The sequence below is a fragment of the Kitasatospora paranensis genome, assembly GCF_039544005.1.
In the GTDB taxonomy this organism is placed as follows: Bacteria; Actinomycetota; Actinomycetes; order Streptomycetales; family Streptomycetaceae; genus Kitasatospora; species Kitasatospora paranensis.
The window spans coordinates 5,220,686-5,247,185 of the sequence record NZ_BAABKV010000001.1; the positions used below are offsets into that span (position 1 = coordinate 5,220,686).

At 74.8% G+C, this 26,500-nt stretch carries 22 protein-coding genes and 1 pseudogene; 16 read left to right on the forward strand and 7 right to left on the reverse strand.

The window, feature by feature from the left end; all coding sequences use genetic code 11:
• The first annotated feature begins 104 nt into the window (after nucleotides 1-104).
• Nucleotides 105-3,302, forward strand: coding sequence for an ATP-dependent helicase (locus ABEB13_RS25160; RefSeq protein ID WP_380230290.1), 3,198 nt, complete (start codon nucleotides 105-107; stop codon nucleotides 3,300-3,302).
• A gap of 255 nt (nucleotides 3,303-3,557) precedes the next feature.
• Nucleotides 3,558-4,679, forward strand: coding sequence for a PP2C family protein-serine/threonine phosphatase (locus ABEB13_RS25165; protein ID WP_345707298.1), 1,122 nt, complete (start codon nucleotides 3,558-3,560; stop codon nucleotides 4,677-4,679).
• A 7-nt stretch (nucleotides 4,680-4,686) separates the two neighbouring features.
• On the opposite strand, the gene ABEB13_RS25170 is transcribed toward ABEB13_RS25165, so the two are convergent.
• Nucleotides 4,687-5,658 (reverse strand): endonuclease/exonuclease/phosphatase family protein, encoded by a 972-nt coding sequence (locus ABEB13_RS25170; RefSeq protein ID WP_345707299.1) that lies wholly within the window; start codon nucleotides 5,656-5,658, stop codon nucleotides 4,687-4,689.
• A 63-nt stretch (nucleotides 5,659-5,721) separates the two neighbouring features.
• On the opposite strand from ABEB13_RS25170, the gene ABEB13_RS25175 reads away from it, so the two are divergent.
• The 6 genes from ABEB13_RS25175 to nudC all read left to right on the forward strand — a co-directional run bounded on the left by ABEB13_RS25175 (nucleotide 5,722) and on the right by nudC (nucleotide 12,418).
• Nucleotides 5,722-6,318, forward strand: a complete 597-nt coding sequence (locus ABEB13_RS25175) for a PadR family transcriptional regulator (protein WP_345707300.1) — start codon at nucleotides 5,722-5,724, stop codon at nucleotides 6,316-6,318.
• 24 nt (nucleotides 6,319-6,342) lie between these two features.
• Nucleotides 6,343-7,113, forward strand: coding sequence for an ABC transporter ATP-binding protein (locus tag ABEB13_RS25180; protein WP_345707301.1), 771 nt, complete (start codon nucleotides 6,343-6,345; stop codon nucleotides 7,111-7,113).
• Entirely contained in the window at nucleotides 7,110-9,158 is a 2,049-nt protein-coding gene (locus ABEB13_RS25185; protein WP_345707302.1) for an FtsX-like permease family protein, read from the forward strand. The genes ABEB13_RS25180 and ABEB13_RS25185 overlap by 4 nt, the downstream gene beginning before the upstream one ends.
• Nucleotides 9,110-9,943 carry an ABC transporter permease family protein gene (locus ABEB13_RS25190; RefSeq protein ID WP_345707303.1) on the forward strand — a complete coding sequence of 278 codons (834 nt, stop codon included), beginning with the start codon at nucleotides 9,110-9,112 and terminating at the stop codon, nucleotides 9,941-9,943. Before ABEB13_RS25185 ends, ABEB13_RS25190 begins: the two co-directional genes overlap by 49 nt.
• A gap of 105 nt (nucleotides 9,944-10,048) precedes the next feature.
• On the forward strand, nucleotides 10,049-11,443 hold the full coding sequence (locus ABEB13_RS25195; protein ID WP_345707304.1) for a dipeptidase: 1,395 nt from the start codon (nucleotides 10,049-10,051) through the stop codon (nucleotides 11,441-11,443).
• A gap of 42 nt (nucleotides 11,444-11,485) precedes the next feature.
• Nucleotides 11,486-12,418: an NAD(+) diphosphatase gene (gene nudC, locus ABEB13_RS25200; RefSeq protein WP_345707305.1), complete on the forward strand. Its 933-nt coding sequence runs from the start codon at nucleotides 11,486-11,488 to the stop codon at nucleotides 12,416-12,418.
• A 149-nt stretch (nucleotides 12,419-12,567) separates the two neighbouring features.
• Here nudC and ABEB13_RS25205 read toward each other — a convergent pair whose 3' ends face one another.
• Nucleotides 12,568-13,056 (reverse strand): ATP-binding protein, encoded by a 489-nt coding sequence (locus tag ABEB13_RS25205; protein ID WP_345707306.1) that lies wholly within the window; start codon nucleotides 13,054-13,056, stop codon nucleotides 12,568-12,570.
• A gap of 170 nt (nucleotides 13,057-13,226) precedes the next feature.
• Here ABEB13_RS25205 and ABEB13_RS25210 point away from each other — a divergent pair, with 170 nt between their 5' ends.
• On the forward strand, nucleotides 13,227-14,003 hold the full coding sequence (locus tag ABEB13_RS25210) for a GntR family transcriptional regulator (protein ID WP_345707307.1): 777 nt from the start codon (nucleotides 13,227-13,229) through the stop codon (nucleotides 14,001-14,003).
• A gap of 96 nt (nucleotides 14,004-14,099) precedes the next feature.
• Here ABEB13_RS25210 and ABEB13_RS25215 read toward each other — a convergent pair whose 3' ends face one another.
• Nucleotides 14,100-14,351, reverse strand: coding sequence for a mycoredoxin (locus ABEB13_RS25215; RefSeq protein WP_100888625.1), 252 nt, complete (start codon nucleotides 14,349-14,351; stop codon nucleotides 14,100-14,102).
• Between the two features lie 252 nt (nucleotides 14,352-14,603).
• Between ABEB13_RS25215 and ABEB13_RS25220 the strand changes: the two are divergent.
• From ABEB13_RS25220 to ABEB13_RS40735, 4 genes and pseudogenes are all read left to right on the forward strand, one after another.
• A pseudogene (locus ABEB13_RS25220) lies at nucleotides 14,604-16,815 on the forward strand (ATP-dependent DNA helicase UvrD2).
• A 242-nt stretch (nucleotides 16,816-17,057) separates the two neighbouring features.
• Complete coding sequence (locus tag ABEB13_RS25225) at nucleotides 17,058-17,525, forward strand: hypothetical protein (RefSeq protein ID WP_345707308.1); 468 nt, start codon at nucleotides 17,058-17,060, stop codon at nucleotides 17,523-17,525.
• Nucleotides 17,526-17,613: 88 nt separating this feature from the next.
• Nucleotides 17,614-18,054, forward strand: a complete 441-nt coding sequence (locus ABEB13_RS40730; RefSeq protein ID WP_425559971.1) for a WhiB family transcriptional regulator — start codon at nucleotides 17,614-17,616, stop codon at nucleotides 18,052-18,054.
• A 164-nt stretch (nucleotides 18,055-18,218) separates the two neighbouring features.
• Nucleotides 18,219-18,461 carry a hypothetical protein gene (locus ABEB13_RS40735; RefSeq protein ID WP_380230332.1) on the forward strand — a complete coding sequence of 81 codons (243 nt, stop codon included), beginning with the start codon at nucleotides 18,219-18,221 and terminating at the stop codon, nucleotides 18,459-18,461.
• A 131-nt stretch (nucleotides 18,462-18,592) separates the two neighbouring features.
• Here the strand turns inward: ABEB13_RS40735 and ABEB13_RS25240 are convergent, their stop codons facing one another.
• Entirely contained in the window at nucleotides 18,593-19,927 is a 1,335-nt protein-coding gene (locus ABEB13_RS25240) for an ABC1 kinase family protein (RefSeq protein ID WP_345707311.1), read from the reverse strand.
• Between the two features lie 91 nt (nucleotides 19,928-20,018).
• Nucleotides 20,019-21,335 (reverse strand): ThiF family adenylyltransferase, encoded by a 1,317-nt coding sequence (locus ABEB13_RS25245; protein ID WP_345707312.1) that lies wholly within the window; start codon nucleotides 21,333-21,335, stop codon nucleotides 20,019-20,021.
• Between the two features lie 252 nt (nucleotides 21,336-21,587).
• Here ABEB13_RS25245 and ABEB13_RS25250 point away from each other — a divergent pair, with 252 nt between their 5' ends.
• The gene (locus tag ABEB13_RS25250) at nucleotides 21,588-22,310 is read left to right on the forward strand and encodes a M48 metallopeptidase family protein (RefSeq protein ID WP_345707313.1); all 723 of its coding nucleotides are present in this window, start codon (nucleotides 21,588-21,590) and stop codon (nucleotides 22,308-22,310) included.
• A gap of 28 nt (nucleotides 22,311-22,338) precedes the next feature.
• On the opposite strand, the gene ABEB13_RS25255 is transcribed toward ABEB13_RS25250, so the two are convergent.
• Nucleotides 22,339-22,908: an NUDIX hydrolase gene (locus ABEB13_RS25255; RefSeq protein WP_345707314.1), complete on the reverse strand. Its 570-nt coding sequence runs from the start codon at nucleotides 22,906-22,908 to the stop codon at nucleotides 22,339-22,341.
• The gene (locus ABEB13_RS25260) at nucleotides 22,905-24,428 is read right to left on the reverse strand and encodes a zinc-dependent metalloprotease (protein WP_345707315.1); all 1,524 of its coding nucleotides are present in this window, start codon (nucleotides 24,426-24,428) and stop codon (nucleotides 22,905-22,907) included. The genes ABEB13_RS25255 and ABEB13_RS25260 overlap by 4 nt, the downstream gene beginning before the upstream one ends.
• Nucleotides 24,429-24,675: 247 nt before the next feature.
• On the opposite strand from ABEB13_RS25260, the gene ABEB13_RS25265 reads away from it, so the two are divergent.
• Complete coding sequence (locus tag ABEB13_RS25265) at nucleotides 24,676-25,773, forward strand: NAD-dependent epimerase/dehydratase family protein (protein WP_345707316.1); 1,098 nt, start codon at nucleotides 24,676-24,678, stop codon at nucleotides 25,771-25,773.
• An 84-nt stretch (nucleotides 25,774-25,857) separates the two neighbouring features.
• Nucleotides 25,858-26,307 (forward strand): molybdenum cofactor biosynthesis protein MoaE, encoded by a 450-nt coding sequence (locus ABEB13_RS25270; protein ID WP_345707317.1) that lies wholly within the window; start codon nucleotides 25,858-25,860, stop codon nucleotides 26,305-26,307.
• Nucleotides 26,308-26,500 lie beyond the last annotated feature (193 nt).

Below are 26,500 nucleotides of genomic sequence, written 5' to 3' on the forward strand. Positions count from 1 at the left end.
CCCCGGCGCCCTGGGGTGGCCCCGCTCCGGAGGGGGCGGGCTGTCCGTGGAGGCTCCCGGCCGGGGTGGGTGTCGATGTCCGTCGGGGCGGTTAGCTTTGTCGGGTGCGTTCCGTGCTCGATCACCCCGACCAGTTGAAGGATCTGCTCGGCATCCCCTTCAACGCCGAGCAGATGCGCGCGATCGGCGCCCCGCTGGAGCCCGCCGTGATCGTCGCGGGAGCCGGGTCCGGCAAGACGACGGTGATGGCGGCCCGGGTCGTCTGGCTGGTCGGCTCCGGTGCGGTGCGGCCCGAGCAGGTCCTCGGGCTGACCTTCACCAACAAGGCGGCCGGCGAGCTCGCCGAGCGGGTCAGGGCCGCCCTGCTGCGCGCCGGGGTGGTGGAGGCGGACGACGCCGAGGCCTTGGGCGAGCCGGAGATATCGACCTACCACGCGTTCGCCGGCCGGCTGCTGAAGGAGCACGGCCTGCGCCTGGGCATCGAGCCGGACGTCCGGCTGCTCGCCGACGCCACCCGCTTCCAGCTGGCCGCCAAGGTGCTCCGCTCGGCCCGCGGCCCCTTCCCGGCCCTGACCGGCACGTTCACCGCCCTGGTCGCCGACCTCATCGCGCTGGACTCCGAGCTGGCCGAGCACCTCGTCGACCCCGAGGACCTCCGCGCCCACGACACCGCCCTGCTGGACGCCCTCGCCGGCGTGAAGCTCGGCAACGACGACCTGCGGGCCGTCCCGAAGGCCGCCCGCGCCCGGCAGGAGCTGCTCCACCTGGTCGAGGACTACCGCGGCCGCAAACGGGCCGCCGACCTGATGGACTTCGGCGACCAGATCGCCGCCTCGGCCCGGCTCGCCCAGCAGCGCCCGGAGGTGGGCCGGCTGTTGCGCGAGCAGTTCCGGGTGGTGCTCCTCGACGAGTACCAGGACACCTCGGTCGCGCAGCGGCTGATGCTGGCCGGCCTGTTCGGCGCCGGCAGCGGCCACCCGGTGACCGCGGTCGGCGACCCCTGCCAGGCGATCTACGGCTGGCGCGGCGCGTCCGTCGCCAACCTGGACGACTTCCCCGTGCACTTCCCCGGCGCCGACGGCGGCCCGGCGGCCCGCTACGCGCTGAGCGAGAACCGCCGCAGCGGCGGCCGGCTGCTGGCCTTCGCCAACGGCCTGGCCGCGCCGCTGCGGGCCATGCACGAGGGCGTCGAGGCGCTGCGGCCCGCCCCCGGCGCCGAGCAGGACGGCTTCGTGCGCTGCGCGCTGCTGCCGACCCACGACGAGGAGATCGACTGGCTCGCGGACGGGATCGCGCACCTCGTCCGCACCGGGACGGCCCCCGGCCGGATCGCGGTGCTCTGCCGGGGCGGCGCGGCCTTCCCCGACGTGCACGCGGCGCTGGTCGCCCGGGAGGTGCCGGTCGAGGTGGTGGGGCTCGGCGGGCTGCTGCAACTCCCTGAGGTCGCCGACCTGGTGGCGGTCTGCGAGGTGCTCCAGGACCCGACCGCGAACGCCGCCCTGGTCCGGCTGCTGATCGGCCCGCGCTGGCGGATCGGCCCGCGCGACCTCGCCCTGCTGGGCCGCCGCGCCGCCGACCTCGTCCGCACCGAGCGGTCCTCGGGTGACGCGCTGGCCGCCGCGGTGGCCGGCACCGACCCGACCGAGGTGGTCTCCCTCGCGGACGCCCTGGAGACCTTCCTGGACGCCGAGCAGCCCGACGAGCTGCCGTTCTCGCCGCAGGCCCGGGTGCGCTTCGCCCGGCTCGCCCGCGAGATCCGCGAACTGCGCCGGGCGCTGGCCGAGCCGCTGATGGACGTGCTGCACCGGGTGCTGACGGTCACCGGGCTGGAGGTGGAGCTGTCCGCGTCCCCGACGGCGCTGGCCGCCCGCCGCCGCGAGACCCTGCACGGCTTCCTGGACGTCGCGGCCGGCTTCGCCGACCTGGACGGCGATCCGGGCCTGTCCGCGTTCCTCGGCTTCCTGCGGGCCGCCCAGGAGTACGAGCGCGGCCTGGACGCGGGCCTGCCCGGCGGCGAGGACACCGTCAAGGTGCTGACCGCGCACAAGTCCAAGGGCCTGGAGTGGGACGTGGTCGCCGTCCCCGGGCTGGTCAAGGGCGCCTTCCCGAGCAGTCAGGGCCGCGAGCGCTGGACGAGCACCCGCAGGGTCCTGCCGCACGCGCTGCGCGGCGACGCCGCGACGCTGCCAGGCGAACCGGCGTGGACGGCGAAGGGCCTCGGCCTGTTCAAGAAGGAGATGACGGAGCACTCCGCCGTGGAGGAGCTGCGGCTCGGCTACGTGGCGTTCACCCGGCCGCGGAGCCTGCTGCTGGCCTCCGGGCACTGGTGGGGGCCGAGCCAGAAGCGCCGCCGCGGGCCGTCCGACTTCCTGCGTCAATTGCACGAGCACTGTGCCGAAAGCGGCAACGGCGAGGTCGAGGCCTGGGCCGAGGAGCCGCTGCCGGACGCCGAGAACCCGGCCCTGGCCCGGACGGCCGACACCCCGTGGCCGCTGCCGCTGGAGCCGGCCGCGCAGCTGGCCCGGCGGCGGGTGGCCGAGGTGGTGCAGCGGCGGCTCGCCGGGGCGCCCGCGCCCGAACCGGAGGGGATGGCCCCGGAGGACGCCCGGCTGGTCGCCTCCTGGGACCGCGACCTCGACTCCCTGCTGGGCGAGCTGGAGCGCTCGCGGCGCGCGGTCCGGGACGTCCCGCTGCCGCCCTCGCTCTCCGCCTCGCAGCTGATGCGGCTGGCCGCGGACCCGGACGGCTTCGCCCGCGACCTGGCCAGGCCGATGCCCCGCCCGCCGCAGCCCGCGGCCCGGCGCGGCACCCGCTTCCACACCTGGGTGCAGTCGCACTTCGAGGCGGAGGAGCTGCTCCTGCTGGATCCGTACGCGCTGCCGGGCGCCGACGACGACGGGATCGAGGACGAGCGCGACCTGGAGCGGCTCAAGGAGGCGTTCCTGCGCAGCCCGTACGCCGGCCGTACGCCGTACCGGATCGAGGCGCCGTTCCAGCTGCTGCTGGCGGGGCGGGTGGTGCGCGGCCGGATCGACGCGGTCTACCGGGAGCGTGACGGTGGCGCAGGGTCACCGCATCCGTGGCGCTACGAGGTGGTCGACTGGAAGACCCACCGGGAGGAGACCGCGGACCCGCTGCAACTCGCCATCTACCGGCTGGCCTGGGCCGAGCGGGCGGGCGTGCCGCCCGAGCAGGTCAGTGCGGCGTTCCTGTACGTCCGCAGCGGGCGGGTGGAGAGACCGTCAGGACTTCCTGACCGAAAAGAGTTGACCAGGCTCCTGATCGGGAATAGTGAGGAATGAGTCACGCAGAGCATCCAAGTCGTCACGGGCCCGCGCGAAACCTGTGCACTGTGCACTTTTCGCGCCTATTGTGGGGTCGGTAACCGGTCACCCCCGTTCTCCGGCCACCTGGAGGGGCAGTCGCCCCTGACTTTCCGTCATCATCGCAGGTGTCTCGGCACCGGCCTCCTTCCGCTGGAGAGAACGACGTTGAGCGCGACCGGATGGATCAGAGACCGGCTCGCGGGGCCGACCCCGGGGGCTGTTCCAGGCACGGTGACCGGCACCTGGCCGAGGACCGCACTGGCGCTGCCGTTCATCGGCATGGCGCTGGTGGTCGGACTGGACTACTTCAGCAACACCGAGGTGACCGTCGAACCGGCGCTCACCGCCGTCCCCGCCCTGGCCGCCGTGGTCAGCCGGCGCACCTGGTACCCGCTGCTGATCGGGCTGCTCACCGAGCTGGCCGCCTTCCTCATGGCCACCTACAACGACGTGCTCGGCGAGTCCGTGCACAGCGCCACGGTCTTCGCGATCGCCCTGGTCGCCGGGATCGGCTGGGTCTCCGCGACGCTGCGGCTGCGCCAGGAGCGGGCACTCGCCGACGCCCAGCTGGTCGCCGAGATCGCCCGCCGGGTCCTGCTGCGCCCCGTCCCCGAGCGGGTCGGCAGCGTGCGGGCGGCGGTGCACTACGCGGCCGCCCACGCGCACGCCTCGATCGGCGGCGACCTGTACGAGGTGGTCAACACCCGGCACGGGGTGCGGGCCGTGGTCGGCGACGTGCGCGGCAAGGGGCTGGCCGCGGTGGAGACCGCCGCCGCCGTCCTCGGGGCCTTCCGCGAGGCCGCCCACCAGGAGCCCGCGCTGGACCGGGTGGCGGGCTGGCTGGCCGTCAGTCTGGACCGCGCCCTGCACGAGAACGACCACCCCGGCATCGAGGAGGAGTTCGTCACCCTGGTGCTGATCGGCCTGCACTCGGACGGCACGGCGGAGATCGTCAACTGCGGTCACCCGCCGCCCGTCCTGCTGCGCGCCGAGGAGCCGGTGGCGCTGCTGGAGCCGGCCGAGCCGGTGCCGCCGCTCGGGGTGCTCGACCCGGCCGACGTCCGCCCGCCGGTGCAGCGCGTGCCGCTGCGGCCGGGCGACCGGGTGCTGCTGTACACCGACGGCGTGATCGAGGCCCGGGACGATCGCGGCGCCTTCTACCCGCTCGCCGACCGGCTGCCGCACTGCTCCTTGGGCGGCCCGGTGGAGGTGCTGCAGTGCCTGCACCAGGACGTGGTGCGGCACGTCGGCCACAAGCTCGGCGACGACGCGGCGATGCTGCTGCTGCAGTACGAGCCGGTCGGCCCGCAGCTGCCCGTCCAGGGCGGCCGGCCGATGCTGGCGAAGGGCTGACCGACTCTCAGAGGTCGACCTCGACCAGCAGCGGCCGGTGGTCCGAGACGCCGGTGCGCAGGGTGGTCGCCGAGCGGACGGCCGTCCGCGGCACGCCCACCGCCAGAACGTGGTCGAACTGCACGGCCGGGCGGTGCGAGGGGTAGGTGGGGGTGCGGGCCAGGTCGTACCAGCCCTGCAGGCGGGGCCTCGGCTCGCGCACCCGGCGCCGGCGCGGCTCGCCCTGCGCGATCCGGCCCCGGCGGGCGGCGCGCAGTTCGCGGACCCGCTCGCGCGAGGTGGTGCGCTCGATCGCGGCGGCGCTGCCGAGGACCGTCCGCGGCACCGCGCCGATCAGGTTGAAGTCGCCGAGCACCAGGTAGGGCTGCGGCAGGTCGGCGATCCAGCGGCGGACCGCCGCGAGCTGGGCGACGTTCCAGCCGGGCACGAACGACAGGTGGGCGGCGACCACGGTGAACGGCCCGTGCGCGCCCTCCAGGACGGCGGCCAGTGCGGCCCGCGGCTCGTCCGGGACGGCCGTCAGCCCGCGCCGCCCGGCCACCCGCAGCGGCAGCCCGAACGGCGCCGGGGCGAACCGGCGGGCCCGCCAGTGCCGCACCGGCAGCCGGGTCAGCAGGGCGGTGCCGTAGGAGGGGCGGCCGGTCGCGGTGTCCACCTCGGCCGGGCCGTACACCTGGAGGCCGGTGACCGCGGGGTCGGGGACCCAGCCGGCCGACGGGGCGGGGCGGCCGTGCAGCGCGGCGGCGAACCGCCAGTCCGCGGCGCCCATCGCCTTGGCGGCGACGGCGGCCTGGTCGACCAGCCCCGAGCGCTCCTGGTGGCGGTCGACCTCCTGGAGGGCCAGCACGTCGGCGTCCAGCGCGGCCACCGCGTCCCCCAGCGGGGCCCCGGCCTCGGCGGGGTAGGGCAGCGGGGCGCCGTCGGCCGCGAGCGGCTGACCGTGCAGCAGGTTGAAGGTGGCGATGCGCAGCTGGCTCACACCCCCGACCGTACCGGCTGCGGGACTTGAGCCGGCCGGGCATACCGGGTATACATACTCGGTATGTCGATCCGTCATGGTCTCCTCGCCCTCCTCGACCAGGGCCCCCGGTACGGCTACCAGCTGCGCGCGGACTTCGAGGCCCGTACCGGCGCCACCTGGCCGCTCAACGTCGGGCAGGTGTACACCACACTCGGCCGGCTGGAGCGCGACGGCCTGGTGGAGCCGGCGGGCGAGGACGGCGAGGGCCACCTGTTCTACGCCGTCACCGAGGCAGGACGCGCGGAACTGCGCCAGTGGTTCGACACCCCGGTGCCCCGCACCAACCCGCCGCGCGACGAACTCGCCATCAAGCTGGCGATGGCCGTCACGGTGCCCGGCGTCGACGTCCAGGCCGTCGTGCAGGCCCAGCGCCGGCACAGCATGAAGGCCCTCCAGGACTACACCCGGCTCAAGGCCCAGGCCCTGACCGCGGGCGAGGCGCCGGGCGACCTCGCCTGGCTGCTCGTCCTGGAGCAGCTCATCTTCCAGACCGAGGCCGAGATCCGCTGGCTCGACCACTGCGAGACCCGTCTCGCCCAGCACGCCGCGCGGCCGGTGCCGCCGGCCGCCGCGCCCGCCGCGGACCGGCCGGCCGGCCGCCGCCGCACCCGCATCTGACCAGCCGAGCACCGCAGGGGAACTGTGAGTACACCCACCGAAGGACGGTCCGTCGCGCCCGTCCTGCATCTGGACCGGGTCGGCCGTGTCCACGGCCAGGGAGCCGCCGAGGTGCACGCGCTGCGCGACGTCGACCTCGCCGTCTTCCCCGGCGAACTCGTCGCCGTGATGGGCCCGTCGGGCTCCGGCAAGTCCACCCTGCTGACCCTCGCCGGCGGTCTGGACAGCCCGACCACCGGCCGGGTGCTGATCGAGGGCACCGACCTCGGCGACCTGTCCCGCAAGAAGCAGGCCCAGGTCCGCCGCCGCGCCGTCGGCTACGTCTTCCAGGACTACAACCTCATCCCGGCGCTCACCGCCGCCGAGAACATCGCGCTGCCGCGCGAACTCGACGGCGTCTCCGGCCGGGCCGCCCGCCGCGAGGCCGTCGCCGCCCTGGAGGAGCTCGGCATCGGCGAGCTCGCGGACCGCTTCCCGGACGACATGTCCGGCGGCCAGCAGCAGCGGGTCGCCATCGCCCGCGCCCTGATCGGTGACCGCCGCCTCGTCCTCGCCGACGAGCCCACCGGCGCCCTCGACTCCACCACGGGCGAGTCCGTCCTGGCCGTGCTGCGCGCCCGCTGCGACGCCGGTGCCGCGGCCATGATGGTCACCCACGAGGCCCGGCACGCCGCCTGGGCGGACCGCGTGGTCTTCCTGCGTGACGGCCGCCTGGTCGACCAGAGCGTCAGCCGCGACGCGGCCAGCCTGCTGGTCACCGCGGCCACCAACAGCGTGAAGGGGCCCGGCGAGTGAACGTCCGAGCCTGGCGGGCCGCCCTGCGGATAGCCCGCCGCGACGCCCTGCGCGCCAAGGGCCGCAGCGCCCTCGTGCTGGCCATGATCGCGCTTCCGGTGCTCGGTGTGGCCGGTGCCGACGTCGTCTACCGCAGTGCCGAGCTCGACCCGGGCGAGGCGATCGTCCGTCAGATGGGCCGGGCCGACGCCCTGCTGCAGCTGGAGCAGCGCGGCCAGGCCGTCCTCCAGTCGCCCGACGCCGGCGAGACCTCGTGGGGCGGCACGTCGGACGACCCGGCGGCCAAGAAGAGGGACCTCACCCCCGAGGAGAAGCGCAGCCGGGACACCGACCCCGCCGCCCTCGCCACGGCCCTCCTGCCGCGGGGCACCACCCTGGTCCCGGTGGTGAACGGCCCGCGGGCCTCCGCCACCACCAAGGACGGCCGGCTCGGCGTCGACACCGCCGAGGCCGACCTCTCCGACCCCGTCTGGCACGGCCGGCTCGACCTCGTCGGCGGACGGCCGCCGGCCGCGGCCGACGAGATCGCCGCCACCCGGGCCTTCCTCGACCAGGCCGGACTCCACGTCGGTGACACCACCACCTTCACCGGCCTGACCGGGCGGCGGTTCACCGTCACCGGGATCGTCGAGGACCCGTCGGACCTGCACAGCACCACCGTGGTCGGCCGCCCCGGCGCGCTCGTCGACGCCCTGGACAAGGGCGGCGCCCCGGGCCGGGGCTCCTGGCTCGTCCGGCTGCCCGCGGGGGCCTCGCTGGACTGGCCCCAGGTGCTCGAACTCAACAAGTACGGCTTCACGGCCGCCTCGCGCACCGTCCTGCTCGACCCGCCGGCCCGTGCCCAGGTGCCCTTCTACGCCTGGCAGGACGCCCACGGCGGCAGCTACCAGCGCATCGACTCCACCGCCCTGGTCGTGCTGGGCACCGTCGTCGGCATGGCGCTGCTGGAGATCGTGCTGCTGGCCGGCCCCGCCTTCGCGGTGGGGGCCCGCCGCTCGCGCCGCCAGCTCGGCCTGCTCGCCGCCGGCGGCGGGGACCGCTCGCACATCCGGGCCGTGGTGCTCGGTGGCGGCGTGGTGCTGGGCATCGCCGGCGCGGTCGTCGGCGTGGTGCTGGCCGTCGGTCTGGTCGCCGTGCTGCAGCCGTGGGCCGAGGAGACCGCCGGCCGGCGGTTCGGCCACTTCGACCTGCAACCGCTGGACCTGCTCGGTGTCGCGGCGATCGGTCTGGTCACCGGCCTGCTCGCCGCCGTCGTCCCGGCCTTCCAGGCCGCCCGGCAGGACGTCGTGGAGGCGCTCACCGGGCGCGGCTCCGTCAAGCCCGCCAGCCGCAAGCTGGCCCTGGCCGGCCTGGTGATGGTCGGCAGCGGAGCGGCGCTCGCGCTGCTCGGCACCGCCACCGGCACGGTCTGGCGCACCGCCGCCGTCCTCGGCGGCTCGGCCGTCGCCGAACTCGGCATGATCGCCTGCACCCCGCTGCTGATCGGCTTCTTCGGCCGGCTCGGCCGCCACCTGCCGCTCAGCCCGCGCCTCGCCCTGCGCGACGCCGTCCGCCACCGCGGCCGCACCGCCCCGGCCGTGGCCGCCGTGATGGCGGCGGTGGCGGGCGCGGTCGCCGTCGGCATCTACTCCGCCAGCGCCGACCAGGAGCAGCGCCAGGGGTACCACGCGGTGCTGCCCAGCGGCGCCGTGATGGTGCACACCTACGACGGGCACGGCACCGACGGGCCGGACATCGCGGCGCTGCGCAGTGCGGTCGAGCGGTCCGTCCCGGACCTCGGCCGTCGTGCCGACCTCTACGGCACGACGTACGGGAAGGGCTGCGACACCCCCGCGGCTGCGGCTGGTTCGGGGTGCAGATCCCCAAGGAGAACCGCTGCCCCTCCCAGGACCCGGACAGCCCGGACCGGCAGTTCGACCAGGCCGAACTGCAGCGCCTGCAGCGCGAGGACCCGCGGTGCAGGCCGGACCCGGCCCAGGTCTACTTCGGCGACACCATGGTGCCGGCGGGGGACGCCACGCTGCTGGCCAACATGTTCGGGGTGAGCGACCCGGCCGCGGGCCGGGCGCTGGAGGCCGGCAAGGCGGTCGTCTTCGACCCGAAGTACCTCAAGGACGGCCGGATCACCCTCGATCTGTCCGCGTCGCCGACCGAGGAGGAGACGGCGAGGAACCCGAAGGCCGAGCCGGTCGTCGAGCACGTGAGCGTCGACGCCGTGCTGGTGCACGCCGGGACGGCGAGCGCCCAGGCGGTGGTGAGCCCGCAGACCGCGCAGCGGCTCGGCCTGCTCGTCCGTCCCAGCGGCAGCGTGTGGCTGCCCGCGACCGCGCCGTCCTCGGCGTCCGAGCAGAAGGCCACCGCGGCGGTGGGCAAGGTCGACGACCGGGCCGAGCTGCGGGTCGAGCGCGGCTACCGGTCCCAGCAGACCCTGGTGGGCCTCGCGCTGTCCGGGTTCGCGGCGATCGTCGCGCTCGGCGCGGCCGGCATCGCCACCGGACTCGCGGCGGCCGACTCGCAGCGCGACCTCGCCACCCTGGCCGCGGTCGGCGCGAGCGGGGGCATCCGGCGGCGGCTCTCCGGCTTCCAGTGCGGGGTGATCGCGGCGATGGGCACCGTGCTCGGCACGGTCTGCGGGGTCGTCCCGGCGGTGGCCCTGCGGAAGCTGGAGGCGTCCGCCGTCGACGGCGTCGTCGGCGGCAGCCGGCCCGCGGTGATCGTCTTCCCGTGGCTGGACATGGGTGTCACCCTGGTCGTCCTGCCGCTGGTCGCGGTCGGCCTGGCCATGCTGTTCACCCGCTCCCGGCTGGCGCTCGGCCGCCGGGCGGCCTGACCGGCCCCGGTCACCTCCCGTCACGGGGCGGGAGGTGACCGAGGTAACGGGTGGGCCGGGGAGGCCGTGGGCGCGCACCCGTCCGGGCGAACTAAAGTCGTCCGTATGACGAAAACCCCGGACAGCGTCGTCCGTACCTTCATCGACGAGCACGAGCCCGCCTTCCTGCGCGAACTCTCCGACTGGCTGAGCATCCCCTCCGTCTCCGCCGAACCGGACCGGGCCGACGACGTCCGCCGCTCCGCCGACTGGCTGGTCGGGGCCCTGCGCGCCACCGGCTTCCCGGTCGCCGAGGTGTGGGAGACGGACGGGCTGCCCGCGGTGTTCGCCGAGTGGCCGTCGGGGGACGAGTCCGCGCCGACCGTCCTGGTCTACGGGCACCACGACGTGCAGCCCGCCGCGCTGGAGGACGGCTGGGCCACCGAGCCGTTCACGCCGACCGTCGTCGGGCGCCGGCTGTTCGCCCGCGGCGCCGCGGACGACAAGGGGCAGGTCTTCTTCCACACCCTGGGGGTGCGCGCCCACCTCGCCGCCACCGGCCGTACCGCCCCGGCGGTCAACCTCAAGCTGCTGATCGAGGGCGAGGAGGAGTCCGGCTCCCCGAACTTCGCCGCGCTGGTGCGCCGCGAGGCCGAGCGGCTCGCCGCGGACGTGGTGATCATCTCCGACACCGGGATGTGGTCCGAGGACACCCCGACCGTCTGCACCGGCATGCGCGGTCTCGCCGACTGCCAGATCGACTTCTTCGGCCCGGACTCCGACATCCACTCCGGCTCGTTCGGCGGCGCCGTCCCCAACCCGGCGGATGTCGCGGCCGCGCTGGCCGCCGCGCTGCACGACGCCGACCGGAGGGTCGCCGTCCCGGGCTTCTACGACGGTGTCGTGGAGCTGAGCGAGGCCGAGCGCGCGCTCTTCGCCGAGCTGCCCTTCGACGAGGCGCAGTGGCTGCGGGTCGCCAAGTCGTACGGCACCCTGGGCGAGGCCGGCTACAGCACCCTGGAGCGGGTCTGGGCGCGGCCGACCGCCGAGGTCAACGGCATCTGGGGCGGGTACACCGGCCCGGGCGGCAAGACCATCGTCCCGGCCGAGGCACACCTGAAGCTGTCCTTCCGGCTGGTCGCCGGCCAGGAGGTGGAGAAGGTCCGCGAGGCCGTCCGCTCCTGGGTCGCCGGCCAGGTGCCGGACGGCATCCGGTACGAGATCGCCTTCCCCGGCGCGACCCGGCCGTGCCTGACGCCGCTGGACCACCCGGCGCTGCAGGCCGTCGTGCGGGCGATGGGCCGGGCCTTCGAGCAGAAGATCCTCTTCACCCGGGAGGGCGGCTCCGGGCCGGCCGCCGACCTGCAGGACGTGCTGGGCGCGCCGGTGCTGTTCCTGGGCATCTCCGTCCCGTCCGACGGCTGGCACTCCGTCAACGAGAAGGTGGAGCTGGACCTGCTCCGCAAGGGCGTCGAGACCTCGGCGTACCTGTGGGGCGAACTTGCCGCGAACGGCAGTTGAGCACGTGACCGGGAATTCGATCGCGAACGGGGATGGACCGAGTTGAGCAGCGTGCCTGAGACCAAGCACCTCGCGCTTGCCCGTGCCGGGGTGGACCGCGGCGCGCACCACCGCTTCGACGAGCCCTGGCTCGCCGCGGCGTGGAGCCACCCGACCACCAAGGTGCTGCCGATCGCCGGCGGCGAGGTCTTCGTCGTCGACACCGAGGCGGGCACCGAACTGGTGCTGCTTCCGTCCTTCGAGGCGCCGGAGGACGGCGACCGGTTCTACCTCGGCACCGACGACGACGGGGTGTCGTACTTCGCGCTGGCCGGCGAGACCCTGCCGGGCCGGCTGGACGGCGACGCCCGTCCGGCCGGGCTGCGCGAGGTCGGCGCCACGCTCCGCGACCGGGACGCCGGACTGCTGGTGCACGCGGTGGCGCTGGAGCACTGGCACCGGCTGCACAGCTTCTGCTCGCGCTGCGGCCACCCGACGGAGAAGGCCGGGGCCGGCCACGTGCGCCGCTGCACCTCCTGCGCGGCCGAGCACTACCCGCGGACCGATCCGGCGGTGATCATGCTGATCACGGACGGCGAGGACCGCTGCCTGCTGGGCCGGCAGGCGCTGTGGCCGGAGGGCCGCTGGTCGACCCTGGCCGGCTTCGTGGAGCCGGGCGAGTCGATCGAGCAGGCGGTCGCCCGCGAGGTCTTCGAGGAGGCCGGGGTCCGGGTCGCCGACGTGACGTACGTGGCGAGCCAGCCGTGGCCGTTCCCGTCCAGCCTGATGCTGGGCTTCACGGGGACGGCGGACCCGGCGGGCACCGCGATCACCGTGGACGGCGAGGAGCTGTCCGAGGCCCGCTGGTTCTCCCGCGAGGAGTTGGCCGCGGGGATGGCGGCGGGTGAGATCGTTCCGCCGTCCGGGATTTCGATCGCCCGTCATCTGGTCGAACTCTGGTACGGCGAGCCGCTGCCCGCGGCGGCCCGCTGGTAGCGGCGGAGGGTCTGCCGACAGAGGCAGAAAGGCGCGCGGCCACCGGCCGCGCGCCCTTTCTCTGCTCCGGAATGGAATTGTCCGATCGCATTCGGACGTCTTCGGGAATGTGTTGATCGGATGATCGACGGGTTTCTTCGGGGGAGGTGCTACGTCAGCTCCAGCCAGCAGCTGACCGTCTTGCCGTTCAGCCGGGTGGTCACCGTCCACCGGGCGCACAGCGCCGTGACCAGTGCCAGCCCGCGGCCGGTGGTCTCGTCCTCGGCGGCGACCCGCAGCGTCGGCACGCCCCGGCCGAAGTCCGAGACCGAGATCTGCAGGGCGCCGTCGGTCAGCGTCAGGGCGATCGACACGGCGCCCCGCCCGTACCGCAGGGCGTTGGTGACCAGCTCGGACATCAGCAGCTCGGCGCTGTCCGACAGGTGCGCCGCGCCCCAGGCGGCCAGCGCCGTCCGGGTCAGCCGACGGGCCCGTGCGACGTTCGCCGGCTGCGGCGGGAAGCTCGCCGACGCGGACCAGGCGCCGCGCTCGGCGGCCGCGAGCACGCGGCCGGAGCGGCGCTCGGCGCCGGAGGAGTCGGTGCGGTCGTACCCGTCGTGACGGGTCTCGATCTGTCGCGAGGTACTGCTGACGGGCATGCTCCGCCCCCGGGTGTGCGTGGTGGGAATACCGTGCGGGAAATCCACGGACCGTGTCGACGAACGACGGGAAACGATCCGATGGGGGACCGGATCCGCAATCCCCGATCGTGGGCAATATTGGCCGGTTTCGCTGAAATGGCGCAAGCCGAATGGCTACATTCACTCGGGTGACGATCCCCCGAGCCGGCGTACCCGCCCCCAAGTACCAGCGACTCGCGTCCGACCTGCGCCGCCGGATCGAGTCCGGCGAGTGGCAGGGCGGCGCGCAACTGCCCGTCGAGACCGAGCTGGAGGTGCACTACGGCGTGGCCCGCAACACCGTGCGTCTCGCCGTCGACGTCCTGGTCAACGAGGGCCGCCTCGTCCGCCTCCAGGGCAAGGGCACCTACCTCAAGCAGCAGCCGCTGATGGACCACCGGGCGTTCGGCCCGCCGCCCGCCGAGGGCCGCGCCGACTGCCTGGCCGCGCCCACCCGCGTCTACGCCGACGAGGCGTCCGCCGCGGGGCGGCGGCTCACCGCCGACTTCGAGATGCTCGTCGTCCGTGCCCGCGCCGACATCGCCGGCCTGCTCGGGATGCTCCCCGGCGAGGCGGTCGTGGTCCGCCGCCAGCTCCGCCTGACGGACCGTGAGCCGTACTCCATCGAGGAGAGCCACTACCGGGCCGGGCTGGCCGCCGGGACCCCGCTGATGGAGCCGGAGGCGGTGCCGGGCGGCGACGAGACGGTGCTGTCGGCGATCGGCCGGGCGGAACGCACGGCCCTCGACCACCTGGTCGCACGGATGCCCGGCCCCGAGGAGGCCGCCTGGTTCGAGATCGGCCCCGGCGTGCCGCTGCTCGTCCAGACCCGGGTCACCCGCGACGCGCGCGGTCCCGTCCGGGTGATCGAGACCCGCTACGCCGCGGACCGCTGCCGGCTGCTGTACGGCCTCGACGGCCGCTGAGGGACACCGACGGGCCGTCAGGGGCGCCGCTCGGGGCGGACACGCCGGAGGCGGGCGACGGCCCGGCCGCCGCCCGCCTCCGGCGGGGTGCCCGGCTCAGACCAGGGCGGCCTGGACCTGGCGCAGGCTCGGGTTGGTCAGCACGCTCTGCTGACCCTCGGCGGAGACCACGACCACGGTCGGCACGGTCTGGTTGCCGTTGTTCACCGACTCCACGTAGTCGGCCGACGCCGCGTCCTCCTCGATGTTGATCTCGGAGTACGCGATGCCCTCGCGATCCAGCTGGCTCTTGAGGCGGTTGCAGTAGCCGCACCAGGTCGTGCTGTACATCGTGACGGTGCCGGACATGGCGGCGTACTCCTTCGAAACAGGGGGCGTGCGGTCGAGCATCCCAACGCGCGGCGTGCATCCGTCATTCCTTGCACGCGGGGGCGCGTGCGGAAGGCCACACGCCCCTTCGCGGGGTGACCATCGGACCGGGTGGACCCGCCTGTGGACGGCCCGGCCCGCGCTGTCGGTCACCGGTGCCAGGATGTCCGTCCGGTCCGCACCGCCCGTCGGGCTGAGAGGATGGTAGCCATGCAGGAAGAGCTCCTGGGCATGCCCGGCCCGCACGACCCGTACGACCCGTACGACGGCGCCCCCGTCGGCGCCGACGCCGTGCTCGCCGGGCTCGACCCCGAACAGCGCGCCGTCGCCACCTCCCTGCACGGCCCGGTCTGCGTGCTCGCCGGCGCCGGCACCGGCAAGACCAGGGCCATCACCCACCGGATCGCCTACGGCGTCCGCAGCGGCGTCTACCAGCCGCAGCAGGTGCTCGCCGTGACCTTCACCGCGCGCGCGGCCGGCGAGATGCGCGGCCGGCTCCGCCAGCTCGGCGCCGAGGGCGTGCAGGCCCGGACCTTCCACTCCGCCGCCCTGCGCCAGCTCCAGTACTTCTGGCCGCGCGCCGTCGGCGGCGAGGTGCCGCGCCTGCTGGAGCGCAAGGTCCAGCTCGTCGCCGAGGCCGCCTCCCGCAGCGGGCTGCGCGTCCAGCGCACCGAACTGCGCGACCTCACCGGCGAGATCGAGTGGGCCAAGGTCACCCAGATCGTCCCCGACGACTACCCGGCGGCCGTCCTCAAGAGCGGCCGCGACGCGCCGCGGGACGCGGCCGAGATCGCCCGGGTCTACGCCACCTACGAGCAGACCAAGCGCGAACGCGGGGTGATCGACTTCGAGGACGTGCTGCTGCTCACCGCCGCCATCCTGGAGGACCGCCCGGAGATCGCCGACCGGGTCCGCGCCCAGTACCGGCACTTCACCGTCGACGAGTACCAGGACGTCTCGCCGCTCCAGCAGCGGCTGCTCGACCAGTGGACGGCCGGCGGCGCGAGCCTGTGCGTGGTCGGCGACGCCAGCCAGACCATCTACTCCTTCACCGGCGCCACCCCGGACTACCTGCTGAACTTCCGCACCCGGCACCCGGACGCCACCGTGGTCAAGCTCGTCCGCGACTACCGCTCCACCCCCAGGTCGTCCACCTGGCCAACGGGCTGCTCGCCCAGGCCCGCGGCCAGGCCGCCCAGCACCGCCTGGAGCTGGTCTCCCAGCGCGAGGCCGGCCCCGAGCCGGAGTACGTCGAGTACCAGGACGAGCCGACCGAGGCGGAGTCCACCGGGCACCGCATCCGCAGGCTGCTCGACGCCGGTGTGCGGGCGAGCGAGATCGCCGTGCTGTTCCGCACCAACGGCCAGTCCGAGGTGTACGAGCAGGCGCTGGCCGACCTCGGCATCTCCTACCAGCTCAAGGGCGCCGAACGGTTCTTCGAGCGGCCCGAGGTCCGCGACGCCGGGCTGCTGCTCAAGGGCGCCGCCCGGGCCTCCGCCGACCCGCTCACCGCCGACGAGCCCGACCTGGCCGGCCAGGTCCGCGCGGTGCTCGCCACCCGCGGCTTCACCCCCACCCCGCCGGCCGGCTCCGGCTCCGTCCGCGAGCGGTGGGAGTCGCTGGCCGCGCTCGTCCGGCTCGCCGAGGAGTTCGAGGCGGCCCGCCGGCAGGCCGGCGGGAGCGCCGACCTCACCGCCTACGTCGCCGAGCTGGACGCCCGCGCCGCCGCCCAGCACGCCCCCGCCGTCGAGGGCGTCACCCTGGCCTCGCTGCACGCCGCCAAGGGCCTGGAGTGGGACGCCGTGTTCCTGGTCGGCCTCACCGAGGGCACCCTCCCGATCATCTACGCCAAGACCGACGAGCAGGTCGAGGAGGAGCGCCGGCTGCTGTACGTCGGCGTCACCCGCGCCCGGCTGCACCTCACCCTCTCCTGGGCGCTGTCCCGCTCCCCGGGCGGCCGGGCGAGCCGCAAACCGACCCGCTTCCTGGACGGGCTGCGACCCGGCTCCGGCGGACCGCGCGGGGCCGGCGGCAGGGGCGGACGCGGCGGCGTGGAGGCCGGCGAGTCCCGTTCGGCGGGCCGCCGCGCCCCCGCGGCCCGGTCACCTGCCGGGTCTGCGGACGGACGCTGACCGAGGCGGTGGAACGCAAGCTGCGCCGCTGCGAGGGCTGCCCCTCGTCGATGGACGAGGCACTGTACGAGCGGCTGCGCGAGTGGCGGGCCCGGCAGGCGAAGCAGCAGGGCGCGCCCGCGTACGTGGTCTTCACCGACGCGACGCTGATGGCGATCGCCGAGGACGTCCCGGGCAGCACCCGTGAGCTGGCCCTGATCTCCGGGGTGGGTGCCATGAAACTGGACAAGTACGGCGCCGCTGTGCTCTCGTTGTGCGCGGGGGAAGAGCTCGGTGACGAGCTCGAGGGGGATTCGAGCGAGCCGGCCTGAGCCGCTCGCGGACGTCGCTCCGGAACTCGCCGGAAAAATAGTTTGCGCCCTGTGCTCCGCGCGCAATAGCCTGCCGGAGCGGTCGAGGCGACAAGACCGCAGGGCCACGGAAGGGCATCCTTCCGCGTGCCGTAGCTGCACGACAGCACCTGCTCCACCGCACCACCTGCTCGACCGACAGACATCCGAACATCGGGGCCCGGGGGACTGGGCACCGCGAGACGCCGAGGGAGGCGAAGACAGTGGAAATCACGAACCCGATCACCAAAGTGACTGGTCAGACCGTTGTCGCCATGCCCTCGTGCGCCGTTTCCCTGTTCGGCACCCGTGGCATCCCGGCCGTCGCCCCCTGCGTGGGCGGCCTGGCCGTGTCGGCCGACAACGGGCTGGGTCTCAGCGGTCTCGGCGTCCTCACTGTCAGTGGCTCCGGCTTCACTGGCCTCGGTCGCACGAACGATGAGACGGGTCTGTCCGGAGACTGGGCGATTCTCGGCGGCGGCATCGCGCTGCGCGACGAGCGACCGACCCAGGCATCGAAGGCAGCGGCGGTAGTGGCCAAGCATGGCCGCTATGCGCAGGCCTCCGGTGCCGGAGCAGTCAAGAAGCAGGACGAGCAGCAGATCGACATGGCAGAGGCAGCCTTTACCGGCGCCGAAGCCGTCCGGATGAAGGCCTTCCGCGGCCCGAAACCCTGGAGTGAACGCACCTGAGTCAGCCTCAGGTCGGCCGTCTCCAGGGCCGCGGAACCCGTCACACCGGGATCCGCGGCCCTTCTGTTTTGTCCGGTACGCAAGATCCATCAGGCCCTCCGGGGCCTCCGGTCCAGCCCCACCAGCCAGCTGGACCGGAACCACTGAGAAAAGACGAGGAAGAAGTGTCCACGGTCATCACACCGCCCCTCCCGTCCGTACCGACAGACAAGTTCACCAAGGCCGACCAGGCCGACCCCCGGAGGTATCCCTGATGCAGCTCACCTCGATCGACGAAGCCGACGCTCTCGGTCAGACCGTCCCGTGCCGCGCGTTCGACCCGGAGGTCTTCTTCGCCGAGACCCCGGCCGACGTCGAGTACGCCAAGTCGCTCTGCGGCACCTGCCCGGTCAAGGACGCCTGTCTCACCGGTGCGCTGGAGCGCCGCGAGCCGTGGGGCGTCTGGGGCGGCGAGCTCTTCGTCCAGGGTGTGGTCGTGGCCCGCAAGCGTCCGCGGGGCCGTCCGCGCAAGACCGAGGTCATGGCGTGAAGCCCGCCGATATGCCCTCCGGTCACGGAGCAGCAGGAGTCCGACGGGGAGAGCAGCCCCCGCAGGACAACGCCCTGCGCCGTTCCGTCCGCGTCGCCGCCGCCAAGGTGGACGCCGCAGCCCACAGTCCCTTTCCGAGCACGCACCACGAGCAGGACCACCACATGATTCCCGTCGCCGATCAGCCCGTCCGCCTCGAGCAGACCACCGAACTTCAGATCCAGAACAGGACCCTCGAAATGCATCTTCTCCAGGAATCCCTGGCCCGCGCCCATATGCAGGAACGCCTCCGCGAGGCGGAGAACCAACGCGTCGGCCTTCGCGTCGTCCGGGCCAACCGGCTGCGGCGCAAGGCCGAGCGCGCGTCGATGCGTGCCCGCCGGGCACTCGCCGTCGCGGTGATGTAACCGGCGCCCGGCCGCCCGGCCGGGTGCCTCTGCACCACCACCGAGCCAGAACACCGATGGCCGCCCCCTGCGGAGGGGCGGCCATCGTCGTGTCCGGGGCGGGCCTGCGGGTGCCGGCCGGTCTGCCGCGGTCAGGCGTCGCCGGTGAAGCCCGGCAGCCACGCGGTCAGCTCGTCGTGCAGCCGCACGGTGGAGCCCAGCTGGCACAGCACCCCGATGGTGCTCAGCGTCACGCGGTGGATGAGAAGGTACGACGGCGGCAGGTTGAGCTGCTTGCCGAGGTTGTACGCCGGGCCGCGGGGGTCGGCGATCCGGGCTGCCTGGGCCCGCATCCAGTCGCGGGTGAAGGTGAACTCCTCGACCCGGGTCGGCTCGATGATCGGCCGGAGGTAGTCGAGCACCGCGTCCGGGTTCAGGGTGATCGTCGGCCGGACGAAGCCCTCCTGCCGCAGCAGCGTGTAGACCGCGTGGGCGTCGTCGGCGAGCGCCAGCCGCAGCGACGTTCCGATCGGGGTGGGCAGGCCGCCGGGCAGCCGGTCCACCGTGCCGAAGTCCAGCACGCCCAGCCGCCAGCCGTCGGCCGGGCCGTCGTCGGTGAGCAGCCGGAAGTTGCCCGGGTGCGGGTCGGCGTGCAGCAGCCCCGTCCGGGCCGGGCCGGCGAACAGGAAGCGGGAGAGCAACTGGCCCGCCCGGTCGCGCTGCTGCGGGGTGCCCGAGGCGATCACCCGGGCCAGCGGTGTGCCGTCCATCCACTCGGTGATCAGCACCTGCCCGGCCTGGGCGACCACGCCGGGGACGGCGATGTCCGGGTCGTCGCCGAACTCCTCCGCGTGCACCCGCTGCGCCGAGGCCTCCAGCTCGTAGTCGAGCTCCTCCGCGACGCGCTCGCGCAGCTCGGCGATGAGCGGCTTCATGTCCATCCCGGGGATCAGCGGCCCCAGGACCTTGGCCAGCCGGGCCAGCTGGGAGAGGTCGGTCAGCAGGGCGTCCCCGGCACCCGGGTACTGCACCTTGACCGCGACGTCCCGGCCGTCCGCCCAGACCGCCCGGTGCACCTGGCCGATGGAGGCCGCGGCGGTGGGGCGGTCGTCGAAGCTGCGGAACTGCGCGCGCCAGTCCCTGCCCAACTGCTTGGCGAGCACGGTGTGGACGGTCGTGGTGGGCATGGCGGGGGCGGAGTCCTGAAGCTTCGTCAGGGCTTCGCGGTAGGGGCCGGCGACCTCTTCGGGCAGGGCCGACTCGAAGACCGACATGGCCTGCCCGAACTTCATCGCACCGCCCTTCAGCTGCCCGAGCGTGGAGAACAGCTGCTCGGCGGTGCGCTGTTGGAGTTCGGCGGAGACGACGTCGGCGGGCCGGCCGCCGAGCCGCTTGCCGAGGCCGAGCGTGGCCCGGCCCGCAATCCCCAGCGGCAGCGCGGCCAGCCGGGCCGTCCGGGTCACTGCCTTGCGCGGTAGATCGCTCACCCGGGAGCCTCCAGTCGGATCGCCCAGTCGGATCGCCCGGGCGGCGGCCGCCGACGCGGGCCGCCGGGCGTGGCCCACCACGGGCTTGTGGTCACCAGGCCATTGTGCCCGTTCGTCCGGCTCCGTCCGACGAATATCGACACTGGTATCCGGACTGGTATTCGGGGCGCGGGGCGACGGCCGGGGCGCGGGCCGGCCCCGGGCGCCCGCCCGCCGCCTGCGAACGCCCCACCGATGCCCGCACCGATGCCCGCACCACCGCCCTCACGGCCGCCGGTCCGCCCGCGCCACCGCCCGGGCGCCACCGCCCCTCACGGCCGCCCCTGCGGGGCACCGGGGCGGACGGCCAGAGGCATCCGCAGCCCGGATGGGAGGGCAGCCGCAGCCTGCGGGCCATGCCGTCGGCGGCGGACACCTCGCACCAGCCGTCCACGCTGGGCGGCAGCACCCCGTCCAGGTAGAGCTGGGCGTGCAGGGCGGCGAGGCCCGCGACGGCGGTGGCGAGCGCGCTGTCGCAGGCCGGTGTCCGGGCCCGGCCGGCCCCGGTGCCGTCGAGCTGGGCGAGCAGCCGCGGCCAGCTGTCGTCCTCGTCCTGCCGGGTCAGCGAAGCGCAGCGGCCGCAGGACGAGGCGCCGGGCACCACCAGTGGCCCGACCACGCCGAGGTGTTCCACCACCCCGACGTAGAGGTGCGGGACGCCGGCGCGCATCAGCTCGTGCGCCTCGGTGGCCGCCCCGCCGAAGGCCGCCGAGCCGTCCCGCGGGGCGAGCACCACGAGGGCGGGCGGACCGGCGGAGACCGGGTCGGGGCGGTGCCGCTCGCCGACGGGGGAGCCGGCTGCGCGGTGCACGGCCTCGCGGGCCGCGGTCGTCCGCAGCCGGCCGACGTCGGTGGCGGGTACGCCGGCCGGGGAGCAGTCGCGGGCGGCGACCCGGCCGCGGTCGACCACGGTGACGGTGCCGACGCCGCCGGCGGTGAGCACGGCCGCCAGGGCGGCGCCCACCCGGCCGGCGCCGCGCACCTCGACCCGGGCGGAGCGGCGGGCCGTCAGCACCTCGGCGGCCTCGCCCGGTTCGGGGTGGACCAGGGACAGGGCGGCGGCGTCCGGCCCGAGCAGCTCCTGCCGGGCGCGCGGGTAGCCGTCGAGGGCCTGCCGCAGGGCCGCGGCGTCGTCGAGCAGTTCGCCCCGGGCCAGGGAGTCGAGCAGGGCCCCGGCGACGGCGCGGCCGAGCCCGAGGCGCTCGCCGGCCGCGATCAGCTCCTCGGTGGAGCGGCTGCCGTCCAGCAGGTCGAGGAAGGCGGCGACCGGGCGGTCGACCTGTTCGACGACCCGCGCGTGCCGCCGTACGGCGCCGAACTGCAGGGTCCGCTCGTCGCGCCAGAGCCGGGCGAGGGCGGGCTTGAGCATGGGGCGCACGGTGGTCCTCCGGCGGTCCTCGGCCGCGCGGGCGGCCCGCGGCACGGTGCCGCGCTGAGGGCAGCATGCCCGATCCGCCGGGGTGGGGAATCCGGTTGTCCACAGGCCCGATCGCATGATCACAAGAGTCGTGCGTACACCCTGTGGACAACGCGCGTTCGCCGGACGTCCGCGAGCCCTGCACGGTCGGACCCGGCCGGGGCGGCCGGGTTCTGTCGGTGGCACCCGGTACCGTCGTGTGCCATGGCGGTCGAACGGGACACCGGATCCTCGGCGCCGCGACGGGCCCGGGCTGCCGCCCGTCCCGCGGCGGTGCAGTCGGGCACGCGCGAAGGCGCGGGTGCGGACACCGACCGGGTGTCCGGGGGCGCGGCCCCCGCGCCCGTCGGGGCCGACCCGGTCGCGGTCGAGGTGCGGCGCAGCGCCCGGCGTAGCCGGACGGTCTCCGCGTACCGCGAGGGCGACCGGACGATCGTGCTGATCCCGGCCCGGATGTCGCACGCCGAGGAGCAGCGCTGGGTGGCGCAGATGCTGGAGCGGCTGGCCCGGCAGGAGAGCCGCCGCACGCCCGGTGACGGGGCGCTCGCCGCGCGGGCCCGCGAACTCTCCGAGGAGTACCTCGGCGGCCGCGCGGTGCCCGGGCACGTCCGCTGGGTCACCAACCAGAACTCCCGCTGGGGCTCCTGCACCCCGAGCGAGCGCACCATCAGGCTCTCCCACCGCCTGCAGGGCATGCCCGGCTACGTGGTCGACTACGTCCTGCTGCACGAGCTGGCGCACCTGCTGGTGCCGGACCACGGCCCGCGCTTCTGGGCGCTGCTGGAGGCGTACCCGCGCACCGAGCGCGCCCGCGGCTATCTGGAGGGCGTCGCGGCGGCCGCCCGGCTGCCGGACGTGCTGGGGCGCCGCGGCGCCGCGGGCGCCCCGGCCGAGGAGTCGGCCGGGGGCGGGCCGGTCTGCGACTGAGCGGTGCCGGGCGGGGCCCGGCCCGGGGTCAGCCGGTCAGGTCGCGGGCGAGCGCGACCAGCCGCCGAACCGAGCCGTCGGTCAGCTCGGGCAGCTCGTCGTACGGGAACCACCGCAGGTCGAGCGACTCCTCGCTGATCAGCTCCTCGGCGCCGGGCGGGGCGATCGCCACGTACTGGACGTCGAGGTGGACGCCGGCGGGGTTGTCCCGGCCGGCGCAGTGGACCTCGTGGCGGTCCAGCCGGACGACCTGCGGGCGGCCGCCGTCGCCGACCAGGGTGAGCCCCGCGATGCCCGACTCCTCGGTGGCCTCGCGCAGCGCGGCGGCGGCGAGCGTGTCGTCGCCCGGCTCGCAGTGCCCGCCCATCTGCAGCCAGCGGCCGACCTTGGGGTGCAGGGTGAGCAGGACCCGGTCGGCGGCCGGGTCGACGACGACCGCGCTGGCGGTGATGTGGGCGGGCAGGCACGCGCGCCGGAGGCCGTCCGGCCGCTCGGCGAGGTGGCCGAGGTAGTCGCGGCGCAGGCCGTCCTGGCCGGCGTCCTGCACCGTCCAGTCGCGCAGCGCCCGGACGGCGTCGCCGTGCAGGGTGTCGGTCACTTCGCCCCGCCCTCGGTGTCGCCGTCGGTGTCGCCCTCGGCGTTCTTCGCCGGGCCGTCCTCGGGGCTCTTCGACGTGCCGGCCGCGTCGTCCGTGCCGCGGGCGGCGTCGCCGAGCAGCTTGTCGAGGGCGTCGAAGTCGATGCCGCCCTCGTCGGCGCGGTGCACGAAGCCGTCCGGGTCGTCCAGGTCGGCGGCGGTGGGCAGCATGTCGGGGTGCTGCCAGAGGGCGTCGCGGCCCTCGATGCCGCGGGCGTCGGCGAGCGAGGCCCAGAGCCGGGAGGCGTCCCGCAGCCGGCGCGGGCGCAGCTCCAGGCCGACCAGGGTGGCGAAGGTCTGCTCGGCCGGGCCGCCGGTGGCGCGGCGGCGGCGCAGCGTCTCGCGCAGCGCGGCGGCCTGCGGCAGGTGCGGCTGGGCGGCGGCGTGCACGACCGCGTCGACCCAGCCCTCGACCAGCGCGAGGGCGGTCTCCAGGCGGGCCAGGGCGGCCTTCTGCTCGGGGGTGTCCTCGGGCTGGAGCAGGCCGCCGGCGAGCGCCTCCTGCAGTGCCTCGGGGTTGCTCGGGTCGAGGTTGCCGACCAGCTCCTCCATCCGGGAGGTGTCGACCTTGATGCCGCGCGCGTACGCCTCGACCGCGCCGAACAGGTGCGCCCGCAGCCACGGCACGTGGGCGAAGAGCCGCTGGTGGGCGGCCTCGCGCAGGGCGAGGTAGAGCCGGACCTCCTCGGCGGGCACGCTCAGGCCCTCGCCGAACTCGGCGATGTTCTGCGGCAGCAGGGCGGCCTTGCCGGCCGGGGCGAGCGGCAGCCCGACGTCGGTGGAGCCGGTCACCTCGGCGGCCAGGGCGCCCAGCGCCTGGCCGATCTGGGTGCCGAACATGGCGCCGCCCATGGAGCGCATCATGCCCATCAGCGGGCCGGCCATCGCCTGCATCTCGGCGGGCAGCACGCCGCCCATGGCGTTGCCGACCCGCTCGGCGACCGGGTCCACCAGGTCCTTCCAGACCGGCAGGGTGGCCTCGATCCACTCGGCGCGGCTCCAGGCCACGGCGGTGCTCGAACCGGACGGGAACTCGGTGGCGGCGTCCAGCCACAGCTCGGCGAGCCGGACGGCCTCGGTGACGGCGGTGCGCTCGGCCTGGCCGACCGAGCGGTCCTTGCTGCGGCCCTCGGCGGGCTCGGCGACGACCGTCTGGCGGGCGATGTTCTGCGCGAGCTCCCAGTTGACCGGGCCGCCGTCGAAGGACAGCATCTGGCCGAGCTGCTGGAAGGCTGCGCCGAGGTCGCCCGGGTTCAGGTTGCCCATCATCGCGCCGAACGGGTTGTCGCCCCCCGCGCCGCCGCCGAGGCCGAAGAGCGCGCCCAGCGGGTTGCCGGGGCCGAAGCCGAACGGCTGCTGCGGCTCGTCGCCGCCCGGGCCGCCGGGGCCCTTGGCGGCGGCGTCGCCCTGGTCGTCCTTCTTGCCCTTGCCGTCCTCTGGCTCCTCGGGCGGGACGGAGAATCCGAAGGGGAGGTCGCTCACGGGGTCCTCAGCTCTGCTCGGCCGTCACGCGGGGGTGTGGCGGGTGTTCGGCGGCCCCGCAGCGGCGGGGCGTGTGTCCATGGTCTCGCGGCCCGATGCTGCCGGTTGCAACCGCCGGGCCCGTGCCTCGGGCAGGATGGACGGTACGTGACACTCGTCCGTACGCACATAAGCTAACCGTGGAGGATGGCCGGTGAGTTCCCCGCCTTCGGACGTTCGCTCTGGGCTGACCGGAGGTGAGGACGCCGTGGCCGCCGCCGCGGGCTCGCCGTCTCCAGCCTACGGCGGCAGGCCGCTGACCGTGGCCGTCACCGGGGCGGCCGGTGTCCTGGGCGAGCGGGTCGCCGCCAGGCTGGTCGCCTCGCCCGGGGTGCGGAAGGTGCTGGCGATCGACGACCGGCGCGGCGAGGTGCCCGGGGTGCAGTGGCGGGTGCTGGACGTGCGCGACCCGGCGGTGGCCGAGCGGCTGGCCGGCGTGGACGTGGTCGTCCACCTGGCGATGGACCTCGGCATGGAGACCGACGCGCGGGCGCGGAGCGCGTACAACGTGCGGGGCGCGCAGACGGTGGTGACCGCCGCCGCGGCCGCCGGGGTGTCCCGGGTGGTGCTCTGCACCTCGGCCATGGTCTACGGCGCGCTCCCCGACAACGAGGTGCCGCTCGCCGAGGACTCCGAGCTGCGGGCCACCGAGGAGGCGTCGCTGGTCGGCGACCTGCTGGAGATCGAGCGCCTGGCCCGGCGGGCGCCGCGCAGCCACCCGGGCCTGCAGGTGACGGTGCTGCGTCCGGCCGTGGTGGTCGGGCCGGGCATCGACACGGTGCTGACCCGGCACTTCGAGGCGCCCCGGCTGCTGGTGGTGGCGGGGTCGCGGCCGTGCTGGCAGTTCTGCCACGTGGACGACCTGGCGGTGGCGCTGGAGTACGCGGCGCTCGGCCTGGTCGAGGGCGAGGTGACGGTCGGCTGCGACGGCTGGCTGGAGCAGGAGGACGTGGAGGAGCTCTCCGGGATCCGGCGGATGGAGCTGCCGGCCGCGCTGGCGCTCGGCACCGCCGCCCGGCTGCACCGCCTCGGGCTGACCCCGGCGCCGGCCGGCGACCTGGCCTACACGATGTACCCGTGGGTGGTGTCCGGCAGCCGGCTGCACGAGGCGGGCTGGCGGCCGCGCCACAGCAACGAGGAGGTGCTGGGCGAGCTGCTCGGCCAGGTCTCGGGCAAGCACGCGGTGGCCGGCCGGCGCCTCGGTGGCAAGGAGGCGGCGACCAGTCTCGGCGCGGCGGGCGCCACGGTGGCCCTGGTCGGTACGGCGGCGCTGGTGCGCCGGGCCCGCAAGCGCCGCCGCTTCTGAGCGATCGTTGCCGTATTCCGTTGTGCGGAATATTCGAATCGTGATCCGGAACCTCTTGCCGGATGCGTCACCCGATGGGGAATCATGGGGAGCATGTCCGAGAACCACGACCCGATCCGCCTGCTCGCCATCCGTGACACCCCGCTCTCGCTCGACGAGGTGTACGAGGCGGTCGGCGACGACGCGGCGGGCGGCACGACGGTCTTCGTCGGCACGGTCCGCGACCACGACGGCGGCAAGTCCGTCACCGCGTTGGAGTACAGCGCCCACCCGTCGGCCGAGCGCGAGATGCGCCGGATCGCGGAGAAGATCGTCGCGGACTTCCCGGTCCGCGCCCTCGCGGCCGTGCACCGGATCGGCCGGCTGGAGATCACCGACAAGGCCGTCATCGTCGCCGTCTCCTGCGCCCACCGCGGCGAGGCCTTCGCGGCCGCCCGCCGGCTGATCGACGACCTCAAGCACGAGGTGCCGATCTGGAAGCACCAGGTCTTCACCGACGGCGAGGAGGAATGGGTCGGCGCGGGCGCCTGCTGACGCCCCCGCGGCCGGGCGCAATGACCCTCCTGGCCGTAACCCGGATCCTGCCGCGGCCGTTGTCTGCGCGGGCGGTTAATCTGCCTATAGGCACGACGAGCTGGGAGTACGGACATGGCTGCGCTCGCCTGGTTGATCATTCCTGTCGCCGCCGCACTGGCCGCCATGGTCTGGGCGGGATGGGCGGCCCGCA

Bases quoted from the DNA above. Each gene is read 5' to 3' on its own strand.
- ABEB13_RS25175 (WP_345707300.1), top strand. From the start codon at position 5,722: ATGTCGATCCGTCATGGTCTCCTCGCCCTCCTCGACCAGGGCCCCCGG.
- ABEB13_RS25190 (WP_345707303.1), top strand. From the start codon at position 9,110: ATGGTGCCGGCGGGGGACGCCACGCTGCTGGCCAACATGTTCGGGGTG.
- ABEB13_RS25195 (WP_345707304.1), top strand. From the start codon at position 10,049: ATGACGAAAACCCCGGACAGCGTCGTCCGTACCTTCATCGACGAGCAC.
- ABEB13_RS25205 (WP_345707306.1), bottom strand. From the start codon at position 13,056: ATGCCCGTCAGCAGTACCTCGCGACAGATCGAGACCCGTCACGACGGG.
- ABEB13_RS25215 (WP_100888625.1), bottom strand. From the start codon at position 14,351: ATGTCCGGCACCGTCACGATGTACAGCACGACCTGGTGCGGCTACTGC.
- ABEB13_RS40735 (WP_380230332.1), top strand. From the start codon at position 18,219: ATGATTCCCGTCGCCGATCAGCCCGTCCGCCTCGAGCAGACCACCGAA.
- ABEB13_RS25245 (WP_345707312.1), bottom strand. From the start codon at position 21,335: ATGCTCAAGCCCGCCCTCGCCCGGCTCTGGCGCGACGAGCGGACCCTG.
- ABEB13_RS25250 (WP_345707313.1), top strand. From the start codon at position 21,588: ATGGCGGTCGAACGGGACACCGGATCCTCGGCGCCGCGACGGGCCCGG.
- ABEB13_RS25270 (WP_345707317.1), top strand. From the start codon at position 25,858: ATGGGGAGCATGTCCGAGAACCACGACCCGATCCGCCTGCTCGCCATC.